This window comes from Hwanghaeella sp. (genome assembly GCF_965227365.1).
Lineage (GTDB): Bacteria > Pseudomonadota > Alphaproteobacteria > UBA8366 > Aestuariispiraceae > Hwanghaeella.
The window spans coordinates 2,188,072-2,206,620 of the sequence record NZ_OZ245754.1 but is presented as its reverse complement, the minus strand read 5'-3'; the positions used below and the strand labels follow the sequence as shown (position 1 = coordinate 2,206,620).

Below are 18,549 nucleotides of genomic sequence, written 5' to 3'. Positions count from 1 at the left end.
TTTTCTGCCGGTCACATAGTGAACGGACGTCGACGTTCGGACACCGCGGGGCAATTGCATCGGACGCAGTCTGACGCGTAAGATTGTACCCGGATAGGGGGCAACGGTGTAACCGTGCCGTGGCAGGTGGAGAATTTCACGCCGGTCCGCGTGAAATGGATTTTAGAATGCGACCCGTATCCACGCGCGGAGAACAGGGATGCCGACGGATAACAATCCAAACAGCTCTTCCATTGAAACCGAACGGTTGGCATTGGCGTCGTCCGATATGGATACCCAGGGGCTGCAGTTGGCGGCAGTGCAATTGGCGCAAGGCGCCGCCAATATCGGCACGGTGGCCAGTCTCAGCGGCCAGGCGACCATCATTCGCGCCTCCGGTGAAACGGTTCAGGCCCAGGTCGGTACTGCCGTTTTTCAGGATGATACCTTCGAGACCGCAGCAGAGAGCGGCGTCGGGCTGACATTTGATGACGGCAGTTCCTTCTCCCTTGGCCCGGATGCAAGGCTGACGATCGACAGTTTCGTTTATGATGCGGGCGGCGCCGACAGCAGCATGGTCATGAACCTTGCCCAAGGCGCGTTTTCGTTCGTCAGCGGACAGGTAGCGAAAACCGGCGAGAACAACATGACGATCGTCACGCCCACCGCGACGATCGGTGTCCGAGGGACGGCCGGCGCGGGTGATGATGACGAGGTCGTACTGCTGCAGGAACCGGGACAACAGACCGGTGAATTGACGGTGACGACCCAAGGCGGAACAGTGTCGCTGACCACGCCGAACGCCTATACGAATACATCGAACCCCTTCGCGCCGCCGACTCCGCCGACATTCCGGCCCTTGGGCGAAATACAATCGATCTTCGGTGGGGCCCTGAGGCAACTGCCGGTGCAGCTTCCCGCCAACCAGAACCTTCCGTCGGGCAATACTGGGGGTGACGACGGTGATGCCGGGCAACAAGGGCCCTCCGATCAGGGCGACCCGGCCGAGGAACAGACGGAAGGCGAGGCAGGTGAGGGCGGATCCGGAGAGGGAGAAGGCGCGGAAGGTGAAGGCGAGGGCGTAGAGGGCCAGGAGGAAGGCGAAGAGGAAGAAGGCGAGGAAGACCTGGGCGAAGCCGACGAAGTGGGCGAGGAAGGCGACCTGGCCTTGGCCGGCGGAGAGGGCGAAGGGGGCGAGGCCGGTGAAGGAGAAGAAGGCGGAGAGGATGGCGAGGCCCCGTTGGGACCGGTCCAGGCCGCTGGTGAGCTATCGGCGCCACCGCCTCCGCCGCCACCCCCGCCAGCGTCTTTTCTGGCGTTTCAGCAACAGACTCGGGGCACAGCGCCGCGGCAGACCACCACAACGGCGCCCGATGACGACGATAACGATCCGGACGATCTGTCGGACGATGGCGGCGGTGGTGGTGCGGTTATCGAGGATATCAACGTCATTCCGGTCAATGCCAACACGACCGTCACGCTAACCGCCGATAGCGATCGCATTGAGGTTTCCGGTGGCAGTATTGCGACGACCGTCATCGGCACCTTCCAGGAAGGTGACAGCATCGTCGATGTCACGAACTCATCCGGGCAGGTGCTGTCGATCACCGATGTGACGAGCCATAGCTTCACTGTGAACGGCATCGAAAGCGTTCAGTTCGGCAATATGACTGGTTCGGAATTGCACGCGATCACGGTCGCCGGTACCGGGACGGTGATCTTCAATACGAGTGGCGGGCCCTTCAATGCGAATATCCGGGGCGACGAGGCAAACAACACGTTCAATATCGGTGTCGGCATCAGCGCCAATTCCTTTGTCAGCGCCAATATGGGCGGCGGTATCGATACGGTGAACGTCAATACCAACGTCCAGGTCAATATGCTGCTGGGTGAGGTGGAATTCGTTTCCAGCACGATCGGCGGGACGCAGAACGTTGTGCTGGACAACGCAGTGTCGGGCACGTCCTTCGATTTCGGTGACATCGGGGATGCGGATACGTTGACCCTGTTCGACGGGACCAACAGCATCATTGTCTCAGACATCCAAACTGTGAACGGCGGCAGCGGGAACGATACGATCATCGTCGGCTCCACGACCCTGATAACTCTGAGCCTTGGCGGCGGAACGGACACCGTCATTGCCAGCGGCGTCTCCAACTTCAACGTGACCGCACTGTCCAATGTCGAAAATTTCGTGGGGTCGAGCGGAAACGACAATATCGGTTTGGCTTCGGGTCTGACGGCCGGCTCCGTTTACGACGGCGGCGGTGGCGTGAACTCGCTGACCCTCTTTTCGGGAGCCTCAAACACCGCCAGCATTTCGAACTTCCTCAACATTTTCGGCAGCTCTTTCAGCGAAAGCCTCTCGTTTGAAAATGCAGTGGGGGCCGGGTTCGGTACGATCGTCGATCTCGGCGGCGGCTCATTCGATGAATTGTTCCTGCTCTCGACCGGCGGCAACACGGTTTCCGTTGAAAACACAGAAACCATTTCCGGCAGCGGCGGCGCCGATACGGTGATACTGCGTGATTTATCGGTCGATGAGATCGATTTGGCCGCAGGCAACGACGAAGTGGAATTGGATGGCGGTCCGGGCACCTACACCTTCTTCACCTTCAACGGGATCGAGAAGGTTACCGGGCAATTTGGAACCACCGAGGTGGTGGACCTTACGGGCATCGGGACAGGGCTGTCGGGAACCTTGTTCGACCTGGGGCTCCTGAATGACGCGGACGACGTTCAGCTAGGCAATCAAGGCAATAACGTTGCGATCACGTCGCTCGCCAGTATCTCTTCCGGCACCGGTGTCGATATCGTTACGCTTGCGGCGACGCTCGTCGGGTCGATCGACCTTGGCGGTGGAAGCGACACGGTCGACGCGTCCACCCAGGCATCCGCCGCGATCTCATCGCTCAGCAACGTTGAAAATTATGTCGGGTCCAGCGGAACCGATAACATCACGCTCGCTACGCTGTTGAGCACGGGCGACGATTATAACGGCCAGGCGGACGGGGATGCCGACGTTCTGAACCTGGCGGCCGGTATCAACCAGGCGACGATCGACCATTTCGAGACCATCAACGGTACCTCTTCCGCCGATCAGTTGACGCTGGAAAGCCAGATCTTCGCCGGGTTCGGAACGACCGTCGACCTCAAGGGCGGCACCGACACGCTGGGCCTCAGCAATACCGACAACGACCTGACGGTCAGCAATGTGGAGTTCCTGAATGCCGGCACCGGGAACGATACTGTCGCGTTGGGAACGGCTCTGCTCACGGGCGCACAATTCGACGGCGGTGCCGGTGGTACCGATACGCTGACCTTGTTGGCGGGCAGCACCAACGCCGGCACGATCTCGAATTTCGAATTCGTCAATGGCGGCGGCGGCACGACCGAGAGTCTGACCCTGGAAGCCATTCTGAACATCGCCACGACCTTTGACTTGGGCGATTTCGCGGATGCCGACACCCTGTCGCTGGCCTTCGGCGGCAATACCCTATCCGTCCGGGACCTGATGAATTTCGTCGGCAACGGCGGGAACGACAATGTCACCTTGTTGTCCGCTTTGGCAGCGGGATCCAATTATGACGGCGGCGGGTCCGGCGACGACACCGACACGCTCATCCTTAAGGATGATACAACGAACTCCGCCATCATCAACGATTTCGAGCAGATTCAAGGTAACTCCACGACCGGCACGACGTTGACGTTCCTTGCCGGCAGTCAGGTAAACACGACCTTCACCTTCACAGGCGGCGGCACGGATACGCTATTCTTCAATGACGGCGGCAGTTTCGCGTCGCTCAGCGGTGTCGAGGAAGTCCACGGCGGGGCAGGGAACGACACGGTCTCTGTCGCCGACACCACGGGCGTAAGGTTCGAACTCGGCGACGGTGGGGACACGGCGACGGGCGCGGTCGGGGTTTCGGACCTGTTCGTTTACAGCGCTCAAACCGACGCCAATGTCGGCGAGAATGAAAGAATAACGAATTTCGAGGCCGGTACAGATCTATTCGACATCTCCGCGCTCATCGTCGGCACCTTCTCGTACATCGGGGGCGCGGGTTTCGTCCAGAGCGGTAATACGCAAGCCCGTTTCACAAATGGAACGGAGACGTTGGAACTCGATCTTAATGGGGACGGTGCCGCCGACATGGAAATTATCATGAACGGCATCACCGCCAATGATCTGAGTGACGCCGATTTCCAGCAATCGATTGCCCAAACCTAGTGATTGTTCAAACCCTGTGATGGTGGGGACAATCGCGCGAGATGGCTGCCGATCTCTCCGACAGCGATACGGCATGGGTACGGTCATTCCGTAGTTTTCTTGCGGATTTAAGCTTCGGTTAACGAATCCTGGTAAGACTGTGTGTCGTAGACAGGACATCGGAACGACTCTTGCCGTGCCAAGTCCCGTATGCAACTAAGGCATTACCCGTAACCAAAGAGTAGTAATGTCCAGGTATCTTTTTACCGTGACCGCGGTAGATGCATGCGGTGTGCAAGTATTTTAGGTAAATTTCATTTGGTCCTAGGCTGATTATTTGCCAATGAAGAACAGCACTGCGTAAAATGCTTTAGGGTTGGGGCAGTTTGATTTTGGCGGTGAAGCAAACCACGCGCCGCGCGCCCGGCCGGTGTGCACTATAGCGAGGACTGCAAACCGGATGGTCGTTCGGAGTGGAAGGTAGAATGCCTGACATCATTATTGGCGAAGAGCGGGAGACGCCCGCATTTTCCGACCCGGTTCAGAGCGAAGGCGTTCAGATCGCTCAAGTTCAGTTGGCCCAGGCACAGGTTGCCCCGGTGCAAGTGGCTCAAGGTGCGACCAGCATCGGTTCCGTCGCGAAGCTGACCGGTCAGGCGACGATCATTCGCGCCACGGGGGAAACGGTCCAGGCCGAAATCGGCACCCCTGTATTCCAGGACGATACATTTGAAACGGGCGCCGATAGCGGCGTCGGCCTTCAGTTCGAGGACGGCAGTTCTTTCTCGCTGGGTTCCGACGCACGGCTGACCATCGACAACTTCGTCTATGATGCGGGCGGCGCCGACAGCAACATGGTCATGAATCTGGCCCAGGGCGCGTTCTCCTTTGTCAGTGGACAGGTCGCCAAGACCGGCGAAAACAACATGACGATCGTGACGCCGACCGCGACGATCGGCATCCGCGGTACCGCCGGCGCAGGGGACGATGACGAAGTCGTGCTGCTGCAGGAGCCGGGACAACAAACCGGCGAACTGACCGTGACGACGCAGGGCGGCACCGTTTCGCTCACATCGCCCAACTCCTATACCAATACGTCGAACCCTCTTGCCGGGCCGACGACGCCGACGGTGCAGCCGCTTGGCGCCATTCAATCCAGGTTCGGGAACGCCCTTCGCGATTTGCCCGTGACATTGCCGGCCAACCAGAATTTGCCGAACAGCAATTCCAATAACGGGCAAAATCAAGGCGGTCCGGAGGCAGGACCTGGCGGACAGGAAAACGCGCCGGAGTCAGGCCAAGATGACGCCGATGAGGGCGGTGACGACGGCGGAGATGAAAACGCCGATGGCGCCGAAGGCGAAGAAGTTCCGGATGAGGGTCCGATCGACGAAGAAGTCCTGGAGGGGGAAGGCGAAGAAGACGGTGCCCTGGATGAGGGGCCGGCTGACGGCGACGACCTCGCGGGTGACGGAGCGCCGGGCGAGGGTCCGACGGACGGGGCGAACGACGAAATTGCCGCGGCGGATGCCGGTGATACCGACTTTGGAGGCGGCGACGACGCCGGCGATGAGGGTGCCGAAGGTGATGATGGCGCCGAGGGCGGCGACGGAGATGACGGTGGCGAGGATGGCGGCGAAGGCGGGGACGGTGCTTCCGGCGATCCCGGCGGCGCTGGTGACGGCGGGACGCAAACTGCCAATGCTACCGGCACGACGGGCGGAACCCCGACGGGCCAGACAACCACCACGACGAAACCTGTTGCGAAGAAGGTTACAACATCAACAGACCAGAACGATGTTCTGAACAAGCAGGGGTTTCAGAACGCCGGCGAAACGCAGTTCAAGAAGGCTGCGGGCGACAGCGGCGGAGAAACCGGAGAGGTCGTCAACCCGAGTGTCGAAGGGCAACAGGAACAGCTTGCCGGAGAGGAAGTGGGACCCGAAGGCCCGGGTGACGAAGGCCCGATCAATATCGAAGACGAGCCGCCGCCCGAGAACAGCACGCTGCCGCCCCCCGAAAACACCGGCGGCGCAACGGTTGGCACATTTGCTCTGACCGCCGCGGCGGATACCGTCCTCTTCTCGACCGGCCCGGAAGTCATTCAAATAAACGGATTTGCCGGCGCCGGGGACCTGTTCCTGGATGGCGGACCCGGCGCGCCGCAATTCGCCGTACTTGAAACGGCTGGATCCCATGATTTCACCGTCGACGGGGTCGAAAACATATTCTTCAATTTCACCCTGAACAGTAACGATACGCACAACATCTCAATCGTCGGGACAACGGCCGTCAATTTTGATGCGGCTGGCGGCAGCTTCAACGGAAACGTCACCGGCGATGCCGCGAACAACACGTTGACCATTCTCGACAATAGCGGGATAGAGGAATTTCTGGCCGTCAATTTTGCCAATACGAGCGGCGACACATTTACCGGCAACATCGACCTGCAGGGCGGCAACGACGTAATCGATTTTGCCGGAATTGGATCGGACCTGGATCTGCAGATAAATGTCAGCAACGTGGAGACCTATATCGGGTCGCTCGCAAACGAAGACCTGACGCTGCAAACTGCGTTGACGGTCGGCGATAGTTTCGATGGCGGCGGCCCGGGCGATGTCGATGTTCTCAATCTTCTCGCAGGAACAAACATCGGGGCCATTCTGAACTTTGAGACAATCAACGGTTCGGCCGCCGCCGATACGCTCACGCTGGAAAACGGTCAGTTGGCGACATTCGGGACTTTCGTCGACCTGGGCGCCGGCATCGATACGCTGAATCTGGCCAATGATAACAACACTCTGGCCATTGCGAATACGGAAACCATCAACGGCGGCACGGGGGACGATTTCCTCAGCATGGGATCCGACACGGTCGACACGATCGCGTTGGGCGGCGGTATCGATACGGTCAATGCGAGCGGGCAGGGCACGTTCACTGTTACATCGATGACCGGTGTAGAGAACTTCATCGGGGCGTCCGGCATTGATACCGTGACATTATTCGACCAATTGCTGACCGGAAGCTTTTTCGACGGCAGCGATGTCGGCGGGGCGGATGTCCTGAACCTGGCGGACGGTGTCAATGATGCCAGTATCGCGAATTTTGAGTTTGTCTTCAGTTTCGCCGCCGCAGATTCTCTGACAGTGGAAAACAACCTGCTGGCAGCGTTCGGCACAAAGATCGATCTCGGGGCAGGAGTGGACGATCTTACCCTCGCGGACGGCGGCAACGACCTGAGCGTGGAAAACATCGAAACCGTGATTGGCGGTTTCGGCGCGGACATCATCAACCTGCTGGACCCTTTGGTAACCGGCGACTTTTACGACGGGGTCGGGATCGGCGATGGCGACGTCTTGAACCTTGTCGGCGGCGCCCATGTCGGGACCATCACCAACTTCGAGACGATCAATGGCGTCGCCGCGAACGCGGATAGCGTTACCCTGGAAACGGCAACAGCCGAAAACCAGTTCTTCGATCTCGGCAATTTCGGTGATGGGGACATCCTGACGCTCGCCAACGGTATCAATGTCATCGAAGTGGCCGATATCGATAATCTCGTCGGCGGCGCAGGGGACGATGATGTTACGATCAGCTCCCAGCTTGTCGGGAATCTGGATATGGGCGGTGGCATCGATATCATCGATGCCAGCAGCCAGATACAATTCACCAATACCGGCTTTACCGGGGTTGAGATTTTCACCGGTTCCAGTGGTATCGATACCGTAACTTTGTTCGACAATTTGTTTGCCGGATCGGTCTATGACGGGTCCGATATCGGCGGAACCAACATTCTCAACCTGTTCGACGGCGTCAATACGGCAGCTATTTTCAATTTCTCCGATATCAACGGAACGGCCGCCGCAGACGATCTGACGCTTGAAAGCAACCTAATAGCATCGAACAACACCTTCATCGACCTGGCGGGAGGAGCCGACAACCTATTCCTGGCCGATGGCGGAAACGAATTTACCATTCAGGGTGTCGAAGACGTGTCAGGCGGGTTCGGCAATGACGTCATAACCGTCCTGAATGCCGGCGGCGGCGTTGTGATCGCCGACACCAGCACCGGTGATTTCGACCATGTCATAAACGGCGATGGCGGGACGGGGGTTTTCGGTCTTTCCAATATCGAGCAATTCACCGGCGGCATCTCGTTCGATACGATCGCGATGAATGGCGATATTTTCGCAGGATCAATTTATGACGGAGGGGGTGTCGCGGATGGCGACATCTTGAATCTGGCTTTCGGTTCGAACAACACCGGGACCATTGTGAATTTTGAGACGATTGCCGGGGTCGGCGGCAATGAGACACTCACTTTCGAAGCACCTGTGGGCGGGTCTCCTATCCTGATCGATATGGGCACCGGGTTTGACGTTGTCACATTGGCGGACGGCGGCAACTCAGCCACGTTCTTGAACACGACTATCATCCACGGCGGCATTGGCGACGATCAGGTGATCCTGGACGATACGCTCACGACCGATGTCCTTTTGGGTGCGGGCCTCGACGAAGTTGTCCTTAATCTGAACGGGGGCACTTACAGTTTTTCGGCCTTCTCCGGTGTGGAACTGCTGACCGGCGTCGAGGGCGGTCCTTTTGAAGATGTAACCCTGAATGATGCACAGATTGGCCTGGATATCGATTTGGGTCTGTTCGGTGACGGGGATTCGGTAACTCTCGCGAGCGGATTGGCGAACTCTGTCCGTATTTTCGACCTGAACAACTTAATCGGCGGGATCGGTGATGATTCTGTCGAACTTGGTACAACGAATGCTGGCCTTATCACGCTCGGCGGCGGTATCGATGTTGTCGATGCCAGCAATGTGGCAGGATCGATCATCAACACGTTGATCGATGTGGAACAGTTTATCGGCTCAGCCGGAACGGACGACGTCACGCTCGGGTCGTTACTTACGGCTGGCGCGCTATACAGCGGCGGTGCCGACGGCGACAGCGACATCCTGCAATTGTTCGACGGCATCAACACGGCGGATATCGCCCATTTCGAAACTATCCTGGGATCGGTTTCCAACGACTCGTTGTTCCTGGAAGGCGACATATTGGCTAGTTTCGGGACTACGATCGATCTTGGTGCCGGTATCGACGATCTGACCCTTTCAAACGGCGCCAACGAACTGGCGGTCTTCAATGTAGAAAACCTCAACGGCGGCGCCGGAAACGACACGGTAGAACTGCTTAATGACATCGTCTCGGGCGACGTTTTCAACGGGCAGGCGGGTTTCGATATTCTGAAGCTGCTTTCCGTCTCGACCAACCAGGGCACCGTCCTGGATTTCGAGGAGGTGCGCGGCTTTGATGGAACGGCGGAAAGCCTGGTCCTGGAAACGAATAGCGCAACCAACACATTGTTCGATCTCGGTCTAGCCGGCGACGGGGACAGTTTGACGCTGCTCGACGGCGGGAACACCATTGCGATTCAGGACCTCGACTTGCTAATCGGTGGGCTGGGCGACGATATCGTGACGGTGCAGGGGAATGTTGCCGCCGGCTCCAACTATGACGGCGGCGGTGCCAGTGCCGATTCGGACGATTTGATCCTGCAGGACGGCACGACGGTTTCAGCGACCATTCTGGATTTCGAAACGATCAGTGCGAATACCACGACAGGTATCGCCCTGACGTTGGAAAACGGCGGCGGTTTCTTTGGTGACATTGTCTTTAGCGGCGCCGGCGTCGACTCGGTGACGATGCTGGGGCTTCCGAACAACACCCGCATTTCAGGGATCGAAAACTTCACCGGGGGGACCGGTGGCGGAGACACGGTCGAGCTGCTTACCGGCGGCGACACGGTTAACTTCGCGGAAGTCGATGTCATCATCGGCAGCGCCGGGAACGATACCATCAACATCATTGACACGACCTCGGCCGATATAACCCTGGGCCTCGGCGACGACACCGCGACGGGCGCAACCGGGGTGGCGGATTTCTATATCTTCACCGCCGTGGGGGATGCCTTGGCCGACGGCATCGGAAATGGTGCGGAAACCATTACCAATTTCGAGGTCGGCGTCGACAACCTGGATATCACCGCCTTCGCCTTGGGGAATTTCTTCTATAACGGCGCCGGCGCCCTGACGGGTGGCGGAACGGCTTCGTCACGTTTCGATACTGCGAATGAGACGCTGGAAATAGACGTGGACGGTGACACGGTCGTCGATATGGAAATCGTCATGAACGGCGTCACTGACGCGACCCTGTCGTCCGCAGATTTCTCGTTCTAACCGGTATGGCTGCCGGGCTGGGCGGAAGCCCGGCTGTTATGGTAAACAGGTAGGCCATGCCGGAACCCTATAGCTGCTTCACCAAGACCGATGATTGAACTGATCGCAAGATTGCTGTCCCGACCCGGCGTGGCCGTCTTGTTGCTTCTGTCTTCTTTCGTCATCAGCATTCTGATGCTGGTTCCGCCGATCTATGTCATGCAGGTCCTGAACCGTTACGTCGCTTTCGGCGTGGACGGTACCTTGTTTACTTTGGCGTCCGGCGCATTGCTGGCCGTTGCCATGGAGTTCCTGCTGCGCTGGGCGCGCCTGCGCATCGCGAACAATGTTTCGGTGAAAGCCGATGACGAGCTGGCCCGGAAACTGGGTGAGTTTCTGACCGATACCCGGCTCGGTCAGGCCGACCAGGTAAAGACTTCCACCAAACGACGCTTGATGATGGACCTGGAAGTCGTTCAAAGCGCCTATAGCGCGCCGTCGATCAATACCGTCCTGGATGTGCCCTTTACCGCGATCTTGATCGTCGCGGTATTGGTGATCGATCCGATGCTGGCCGCAATCACGGTCGCGGCCTGCCTGTTTCTCACCGTATGCGCGCTCGCCTCCGCCGCGGCCGAAAAACACGCCGCGCGGGAAAGAACCAGCAGCGACCGCCCGGCGATCGGCCCCATTCAGGATGACATCGTCTCCACACCCGAAGTCGTCCGCGCCTTCACCGGCAGGACATTTGTCTTGCACGCGTGGCGCACAGCGGTGCGCGCGCAGCAGTCCGTTGCACGGAAACTTGCCCATAACCGCGGCATGATTTCGACGATCAGCAATGCCACGACAGCCTTGACCACGATCGCGGTGGTCGGGGTTGGTGCCATCCTGGTCGTCCGCCGGGAAATAGATGTGGGGATCCTGATCGCCGCCAATATTCTGTCGGCCCGAACCGTCGCCGGCTTCTCGCGCTTCGCTTTCGCAGCGGGAACATTCGCGCGCGCTTCACAAACCCTGGCCCGCCTTCGACAGCTGGAGAAAATGCCCCGGGAAGCCAAATCGGGCGCCATGCTGGGCGACTTTGCCGGCAGATTGACCTTTGACGACGTGACCTTCGCCTATGGGGGAACGACCGCACCCTTGTTCGAAGGGGTTTCGTTCAGCCTGGAGCCCGGGGATATACTCATTGTCCATGGCGGCAACGGAACCGGAAAGAGCAGTTTCGCCGAATTGGTCATGGGCCTCCGGGAACCGCTGCGCGGTGCCATCTTGGTCGACGGTGTCGATTTGCGCCAGGTCGCCATGCCGTGGTGGCGTACCCAGACCTGCTACCTTCCACAGAATACGGCCCTGTTGAATACATCCATCTCGGACAATCTGAGGGTGCTGAAGCCGGATCTGGACGGCGATGCCTTGAACCGAGCCATCCAGGCCGCGGATGCACGCGACCTCATTGCCCGCATGCCCGCCGGGCTTGAAACGCCAATAGAGGATAACGGCCGTCATTTCGCTCCGGGGGAGCGAAAGCGGCTGGCTCTGGCACGGGCCCTTACGTCACAGGGCAAGCTCGTATTGTTCGACGAGCCGTTGGAGGGTTTGGACGGCTCAGGCAAGGCCGCGATCGGCAGTCTGCTGAAAAGCTTCGCGTCCAGCGGCAGGACGATCATCGTCTGCTCCAGCGATCCCGCCATCATCCGCGAGGCCGACTGGCTTCTGGATCTGGACGAGAAGCCGAGGCCGAAACTGGTTAAAGGGCCGGGCCGCAAGGGAAGGGACACGCGAAGCAATCTGGCCGTTGCCGACAACGATGCGCCGGCCGCGTCGCAGGGAGGGCAGGCTTAAATGGCGGTTGCATGGACCAAGCCCCTGCCGCCCCAGGCCGAAGAGCGGATGTCGAGAGGCGTCGCGCTGTTGGTGCTTATCCTGACAGCGCTTGGGGCCGCCTTCGTCCTATGGGCCAACCATTCTTCACTGGCGATCGTCAGCGTCGCGGTGGGGGAAGTCAAACCAAGCAGTCGGGTCAAACAGATCCAGCATCTTGAAGGCGGCATCGTCGAGGAAATACTTGTCCGTGAAGGTCAAACGGTGAGCGAGGGGCAGCCCTTGATGTCGTTGTCCACAACCCGGGACGAGGCCGATTTGGCGGAATTGAACGCGCGCCTCAGGACCCGGCGTGTCGATCGTATTCGCCTCATCGCCGAAATCCAAGGCGCCGATACACTGGATATCCCGGCGGAGCTGGAGGCGGAGGCGCCGCAGCTCACGGCCAGCGCGCGCGACATGTTCGAGACCCGCAAACAGCAGGCCGCTGCGGAAACCGGCCGATTGTCGGAACGGGTTCAACAGCGCCGGCAGGAAATTCGAACGATCGAAACGCATTATGCCAGCGCCAGACAAAGCCTGGCGCTGGTCGACGAGCAGTTCAAGATCAGTGAAGAGCTTCTGGCCAAGGGAATCACGAACCGATACAGCCATTTGGAGCTTCAGCGCGAGGTCCAGCGGATCAAGGGTGAAATCGCCCATGACAGGGAGGCGATCAAGGGTGCGAAAGCCGCTCTTGCCGCTGCCGAGAGTGAATTGCAGGAGGCCCGCCTGATCCGGCTGGAAGCCGCACGGACCGAACTGGCGGCGGTTGAGACGGAGTTGTCCGAACTCGGCGAGCGTCTGCGAAAATTTGAAGATACATTGGACCGGACGACAATTCGGGCTCCGGTCTCAGGCATCATCAAGGAAATGGCGGTGGCGACCGTCGGCGGTGTCGTGCAATCCGGCGAAACGGTTTTCACGATCGTACCGGAAGGGGACACCTTGATTGTCGAAGCGAGATTGCCGCCGCATGAGGCCGGCTATGTCCGTCCGGGCCAGCGGGCCGTCATTCGCTTGAACTCGGCGGAACTTGCGCGCTTCGGTCATATCGAAGGGGAGGTCCAAGAAATCAGTCCCGACCGGCTGACCACGGAGAACGGGGAACCCTACTTTCGTGTACGGATAAGCGCGCAACGATCCTATTTCGAAGCCGATGACGCGCGCTATGACCTTTTCCCGGGAACACAGGTGATCGCCAATATTCAAACCGGGGAACGAACGGTCATGGACTACATCACTGCGCCTTTAGTTAGTGAAGGGCGCCGGGCACTGTTGGAGAGGTAGCAAATTGCGCGATTTAGTGCTATCGAGCCTTCCTAAGTATCCCGGTTTCGCCAATACTTTGTTGAAGCCGGGTGTGAGTCGTGCTCAAATACTTGTAAATGTTTATTGTTTTCTGGTGATTGGGGCCAGCAATCAAATAAAGGGGGAGTATTCGTGAAGACGAAACCGGCCAAGCTCTTAATCGCTGCCGCTTTATTTGCGTCCGTTTCCTGGCCGGGCTCCGCCAGCGCGCAGGATTTCAAGGAACGGTTGGCGACGCTTCTGCAGGAACACAACCTGGTCGAAGTGGCGCGTTTGGACTTGCAGGCGGCGAATGAGCGGGTTCGCGAAGCGTGGGGCGCCTACTTCCCGACCCTCAACCTGAACGCCTTCGTCGGCCGGCACGGCAAGTCGAACAATAATGCCGACAGCACGTTGCTGAACCCTCGCGAAGCAAAGATCACGCTGACCCAGAAAATCTACGACTTCGGCGCGACCGATGCGAATATCACGCGCAGCAAGCTTGAGCGCCGGTCGGCTGAGACCTTTCAGAAGATCGCCGTGCAGGATTTGCTGCTGCAGGCGCTGACGGCCCAACTGAACATCATTCGCGCTACGGAACTGGTGGATTATGCCCGTCGGTCCGAACAGAACATTCTGAAGCAGCAAAAGGTGGAAAAGGACCGCGTGGATGCCGGCGGCGGTCAGGTGACGGACCTGTTGCAGGTTCAATCCCAACTTGCGGGTGCCCGGACGCGCTTGGTCGATGCGGAAGGCCAGCTGCAACTCGCTCGAAACTTCTACAAACGCGTATTCGGTGACTTCCCTGCGCCCGCGGCGGGCAAGGAAGTGCCTTTGGTTCCCACCAACGCTTTGCCGGCTTCGGTTGATGAAGCGGTTGAAATGACAAAATCGGGTAACCTTCGGGTACTTGCGGCGCGGCTCGGGGCCGACGTCCTGAAACAGACCGCGGAAGCGACGAAAGCCTCTTCCTATTATCCGACATTGAATGCGATCGGCGAAGTCACCACCGGCAACCAGGTCGACGGTGTCGACGGGCATGAAAACGAAACCATCGCGAAGCTTGAATTGAATTTCCCGTTCAACCTCGGTTGGACCGCCCGGAATACGGTTCGAGCCGCTGAATTGACCCATGAAGCCGCGTTCCGGCGTTCCAATCAGGTCTTCACCGAGATCGAGGAACAGGTCCGTAACGCCTGGCAGAACTTCCGGACCGCTCGCTCGAACGCCTTGTTGCTGAACCAACAAGCGGAACTGGCAGGCGAGTTTCTCGATCTGGCGCGGGAAGAACGCAAGCTCGGCAAACGTTCCCTTATCGACGTTCTGGCCGGGGAAACGAACCTGCTCAATGCGCAAGCGGATGCTACTGCCGCCAATCGGGACGTGGCCATCAACGCCTTTACCGTTTTGAGCTTCGTGTCCAGCCTGTCCTTGGCCGATGTGGAAGTCATTCCCTATACCGGTCCCGCGAAAGCCCTGCGCTGACCTCAGACGCGTTCGATTATTGTCTATCGGCGTCGCAGGCCAAGCTCCAGGGCGGCGTCTCATACAAGCTGTATGAGGCAGCTTTGGAGCCCAATGAACACCTCCGTCTCCGCGGGTCTTCTACCACGCAATTCCGTTGCGGATACGGTCCGACCGGCCCATTCGTAGGTTCCCGATACGCCAAATCGTTCTTCGGCTTCCGCTAAAAGGTCAAAAGGCGTACTGCCGTCCCGGACAGAAATGCGGGGGCCTTGATGGCAAACCTTATCACCAATGCGATCCAAGAACGCGTCAAAGATGGATTGCGGAATGCGGCTCGACCGGCAAAAGGCCAAGCACGGTCCTGCCGGATTGGCGGCCGCCACTTGACGGCCGATATCGAGCAGCAGACCAAGCCCGAAGGCACGAACAGGGTCTTCACGGTCTCGGGCCGTTACAGGATGATAGTCATCGGGATCCGCGTCCGATAGGGCAACACTCACCGGCAATTGAGGCACATTCGCGATGACAAGTGCGGGCGCCCCATCCATGACCTCGCGGGTTCCTTCGCCGCTGATATCCAGACAGTGAAACCGGGGGCGCTTGGCCATGTCCCCGAACATCTGAAAATTCAGATCCAAATTGCGGCTCGATATACTTTTGATGTCACAACACACAAACCTTAGGTCACGATTTGGATTAATCCTGGCAAGGACCAGCGGGATAACCCCCGATCCGCAGCCCAGATCCAGGACGAGATCGATATCCGGTCGAAGGTCCAAAGCAGTTTGAGCCGCCTGGATCGTCAGCAGGGACCACTCGTCCGGCGGATAGATGCCGGGAAGAACAATAAAGGGCTGCCTATGGCCATTCAGCCGAAGCCGGTGAATGGAGACAATCTCTTCGAGGGTCTCAAAACCCTGCGATGTTGCTGAGAGCTCCGTTGCTTTTTTCATCATCGAACGCCCCGGTAGTTTGTCCCGTCCTGACTCGAGAACTGTTCGGCGAAGACGATACGTGGGGTCAATCGATACTTATTCAAAAATAGCGGTTGTCTATCATTAAGTGTGTTTTGGTAGCAATTGATCCATCTGCGATGTGCGTTTTGAAGCAGGTGAGGATCAATCATCCGAAAGGGTTCCTAAAACACGGCATCCTACGGGAAACCGGTGACGCTTTTGATTACCGGCTGGTCAAAATTCCCCAACAAATGTCAACCGGCGTTCTTATTATGATACCCATCATTAAAGCAGAGTATCAGGAAATTGTGATATAGTTTGGACTGGGTGTGGGCTGACAAAACATTTACTTGGGGGAACTCATGAGAAAGACACTCGCTGCGGCGTCTGTCGGACTGGTCGCGTTAGTCGCACCATTGGCGCCATCTCAAGCGGCAAACTGGATTATAGATTCCAAGGATGTAATCGACTTTGGGTTGGGGACCGGTTCGGTCGGACCGATCGATATCAGTACACTGGCCGGCAATACGGATGGTCCCTCGGTAACAATCACACCGCCCGGAAGTTTGAACATCACCACGAAAGACATCCCGAACCTCGATCGTTCCGAGTTGCTGGAAACCGACAGCGGTACGATCAACAAGGTTATCGGAACAAGCGCGGCGCCGACTGGCGAGGTCAACAATGAAGGCCTACGTTTCGACTTTGACGAAACCATCTTCCTGACCCAATTGACGGTCGCACATCTTTACCCGGCCGGTGAACATGACGACGCAAACGGCGAAGTCGGCGTATTCGAGATCACCCGCGCCAACAACACGGTCGATACGTTTTTCCTGCGCCCTGACAGTGAAACAACTGCGAGCCTCTATTCGTCCTTGAGTTTCACGGTCGCCGATCTCGTTCCGCTGGTCACCGTCGTCAATTTGCAGGAAGCCATCGATGGCAAGAACGATGCGACGGATGGGCCGAATGATGTGGTGATTGAAAAGGCAAGCGAGCAAGGCCCCGGGAACCAGGGCGGCGTATGGCAGATTCTTGGGGACAACATCTTCGGAGACTTCGTCTCGCTGGTGATCCGCGGTTTGGACCAGGACAACATCAACGGCAATACGCCGGATTCGGATTTCTCCTTCGTCGCGGCTGGTGGCGCCACGGCGGTTGTACCGCTTCCTGCTGCTCTGCCTTTCCTGCTCACCGGGTTGGCGGGACTTGCTCTCGTGTCCCGGCGTCGCAAGAGCGGAAATGCCGTCTGATCTAAAATTCATTTAGCCAGAATTTGTATAGCCCCTCCTACAGGAGGGGCTATTCATTTATGTGTCCAAGCATTCCGGGACGTCTGACTGGCGAGAGAATTTCTAGGCCAGAAATGGTTGCGCAGGCGCGGCGGTTCCTCACGGCGGCTTGAAATACCCGCTTCTTGCCTTTGCCTAAATAACGAGGCAATCCAATCCCCGGGTGGGGGCGCAACCTCCCGATAATGACGAAGGAGGCAATGTCATGGCATGGATCGCAACAGTTCCCTATGAAGAGGCGACAGGCCGCCTGAAACAGCTCTATGACCGCGTCAAAGGACCGGATGACAATGTGGACAACATCATGATGTCCCACAGCCTTCGGCCCCACAGCATGGAGGGGCACATGGCGCTGTACAAATATGTGCTTCACCACACGGCGAACCAGGTGCCGAAATGGTTCCTGGAAACGCTTGGGGTCTGGGTCAGCCATCAGAACAAGTGCGATTATTGCGTTCAACACCATTTCGCCGGGCTGAAACGGTTGCTGCAGGATGATGAGAAGGCCGACGGGATCTGGCGCGCCGTGATGGCCGGAGACATAGAATCCCTCCCGCTGGAACCGAAACAAAAGGAAGCGGTTCGTTATGCGAAGAAACTGACAGAAGCGCCGGCAAGCCTGGTGGAAGAAGATATCACCCGCTTGCGGGATGCCGGCTACTCCGATGGCGAGATCCTGGAAATCAACCAGGTCTCAGCGTATTTCGCCTATGCCAATCGCACGGTCCTCGGCCTTGGTTGCTCAACGGACGGAGATATTCTAGGGCTCTCCCCGAACAATTCCGAAAATCCCGATGATTGGTCACACCGTTAGGGGATCCCGAATGCCAAGTGACGTCAAAGAAGGGCTGGACGGCCCTCCCTATCCCTATCAGGAACTGCTCGGTTATGAGATCAGAGAATGGGAAGAGGGACGTTGCCTCGTTTCCATGCCGATCGGTGATCGGCACACGAACCGCCATGGGCTGCCGCATGGCGGCGTGTATGCCTCCCTGCTCGATACGGCGATGGGTTTTGCCGGCAGCTATTCTCCGCCCGGGCAAGAAAAACGCTTCGCGTTGACGCTCAGTCTGACGACGAATTTCCTGTCCAGGCCCAAAGGCACGGTGTTGATGACGGAAGCAACCGTTACCGGTGGCGGCCGGAACACCTTCTTCTGCGAGGGCCGCATCGTCGATGAAACCGGCGAAGTGATAGCGACAGCAGTCGGTACTTTCCGGATCCGGCGTTCGAAAGGACTGGATGGCTGATCCGATTGACCG

At 58.3% G+C, this 18,549-nt stretch carries 9 protein-coding genes; 8 read left to right on the top strand and 1 reads right to left on the bottom strand.

From position 1 onward, the window contains the following. Window positions 1–199: 199 nt before the first annotated feature. From ACQK2G_RS10065 to ACQK2G_RS10045, 5 genes are all read left to right on the top strand, one after another. Window positions 200–4,210 (top strand): FecR domain-containing protein, encoded by a 4,011-nt coding sequence (locus ACQK2G_RS10065; RefSeq protein WP_425404895.1) that lies wholly within the window; start codon window positions 200–202, stop codon window positions 4,208–4,210. A 464-nt stretch (window positions 4,211–4,674) separates the two neighbouring features. Then, on the top strand, window positions 4,675–10,437 hold the full coding sequence (locus ACQK2G_RS10060) for a FecR domain-containing protein (protein WP_425404894.1): 5,763 nt from the start codon (window positions 4,675–4,677) through the stop codon (window positions 10,435–10,437). A gap of 90 nt (window positions 10,438–10,527) precedes the next feature. Next, entirely contained in the window at window positions 10,528–12,261 is a 1,734-nt protein-coding gene (locus ACQK2G_RS10055; RefSeq protein ID WP_425404893.1) for an ATP-binding cassette domain-containing protein, read from the top strand. Continuing rightward, window positions 12,262–13,569 (top strand): HlyD family type I secretion periplasmic adaptor subunit, encoded by a 1,308-nt coding sequence (locus ACQK2G_RS10050; protein WP_425404892.1) that lies wholly within the window; start codon window positions 12,262–12,264, stop codon window positions 13,567–13,569. It begins immediately after the preceding gene. A gap of 153 nt (window positions 13,570–13,722) precedes the next feature. After that, the gene (locus ACQK2G_RS10045; protein ID WP_425404891.1) at window positions 13,723–15,054 is read left to right on the top strand and encodes a TolC family protein; all 1,332 of its coding nucleotides are present in this window, start codon (window positions 13,723–13,725) and stop codon (window positions 15,052–15,054) included. Between the two features lie 59 nt (window positions 15,055–15,113). On the opposite strand, the gene ACQK2G_RS10040 is transcribed toward ACQK2G_RS10045, so the two are convergent. Then, window positions 15,114–15,992, bottom strand: coding sequence for a hypothetical protein (locus tag ACQK2G_RS10040; RefSeq protein WP_425404890.1), 879 nt, complete (start codon window positions 15,990–15,992; stop codon window positions 15,114–15,116). A 362-nt stretch (window positions 15,993–16,354) separates the two neighbouring features. Between ACQK2G_RS10040 and ACQK2G_RS10035 the strand changes: the two genes are divergently transcribed. The 3 genes from ACQK2G_RS10035 (at window position 16,355) to ACQK2G_RS10025 (ending at window position 18,537) form a co-directional block, all read left to right on the top strand. Beyond that, a complete protein-coding gene (locus ACQK2G_RS10035) occupies window positions 16,355–17,248 on the top strand; it encodes a VPLPA-CTERM sorting domain-containing protein (RefSeq protein ID WP_425404889.1) in 894 nt (297 codons plus the stop codon). Between the two features lie 244 nt (window positions 17,249–17,492). Then, the gene (locus ACQK2G_RS10030) at window positions 17,493–18,101 is read left to right on the top strand and encodes a carboxymuconolactone decarboxylase family protein (RefSeq protein WP_425404888.1); all 609 of its coding nucleotides are present in this window, start codon (window positions 17,493–17,495) and stop codon (window positions 18,099–18,101) included. 10 nt (window positions 18,102–18,111) lie between these two features. Then, window positions 18,112–18,537 carry a PaaI family thioesterase gene (locus ACQK2G_RS10025; RefSeq protein ID WP_425404887.1) on the top strand — a complete coding sequence of 142 codons (426 nt, stop codon included), beginning with the start codon at window positions 18,112–18,114 and terminating at the stop codon, window positions 18,535–18,537. The last annotated feature ends 12 nt before the right edge of the window (window positions 18,538–18,549 follow it).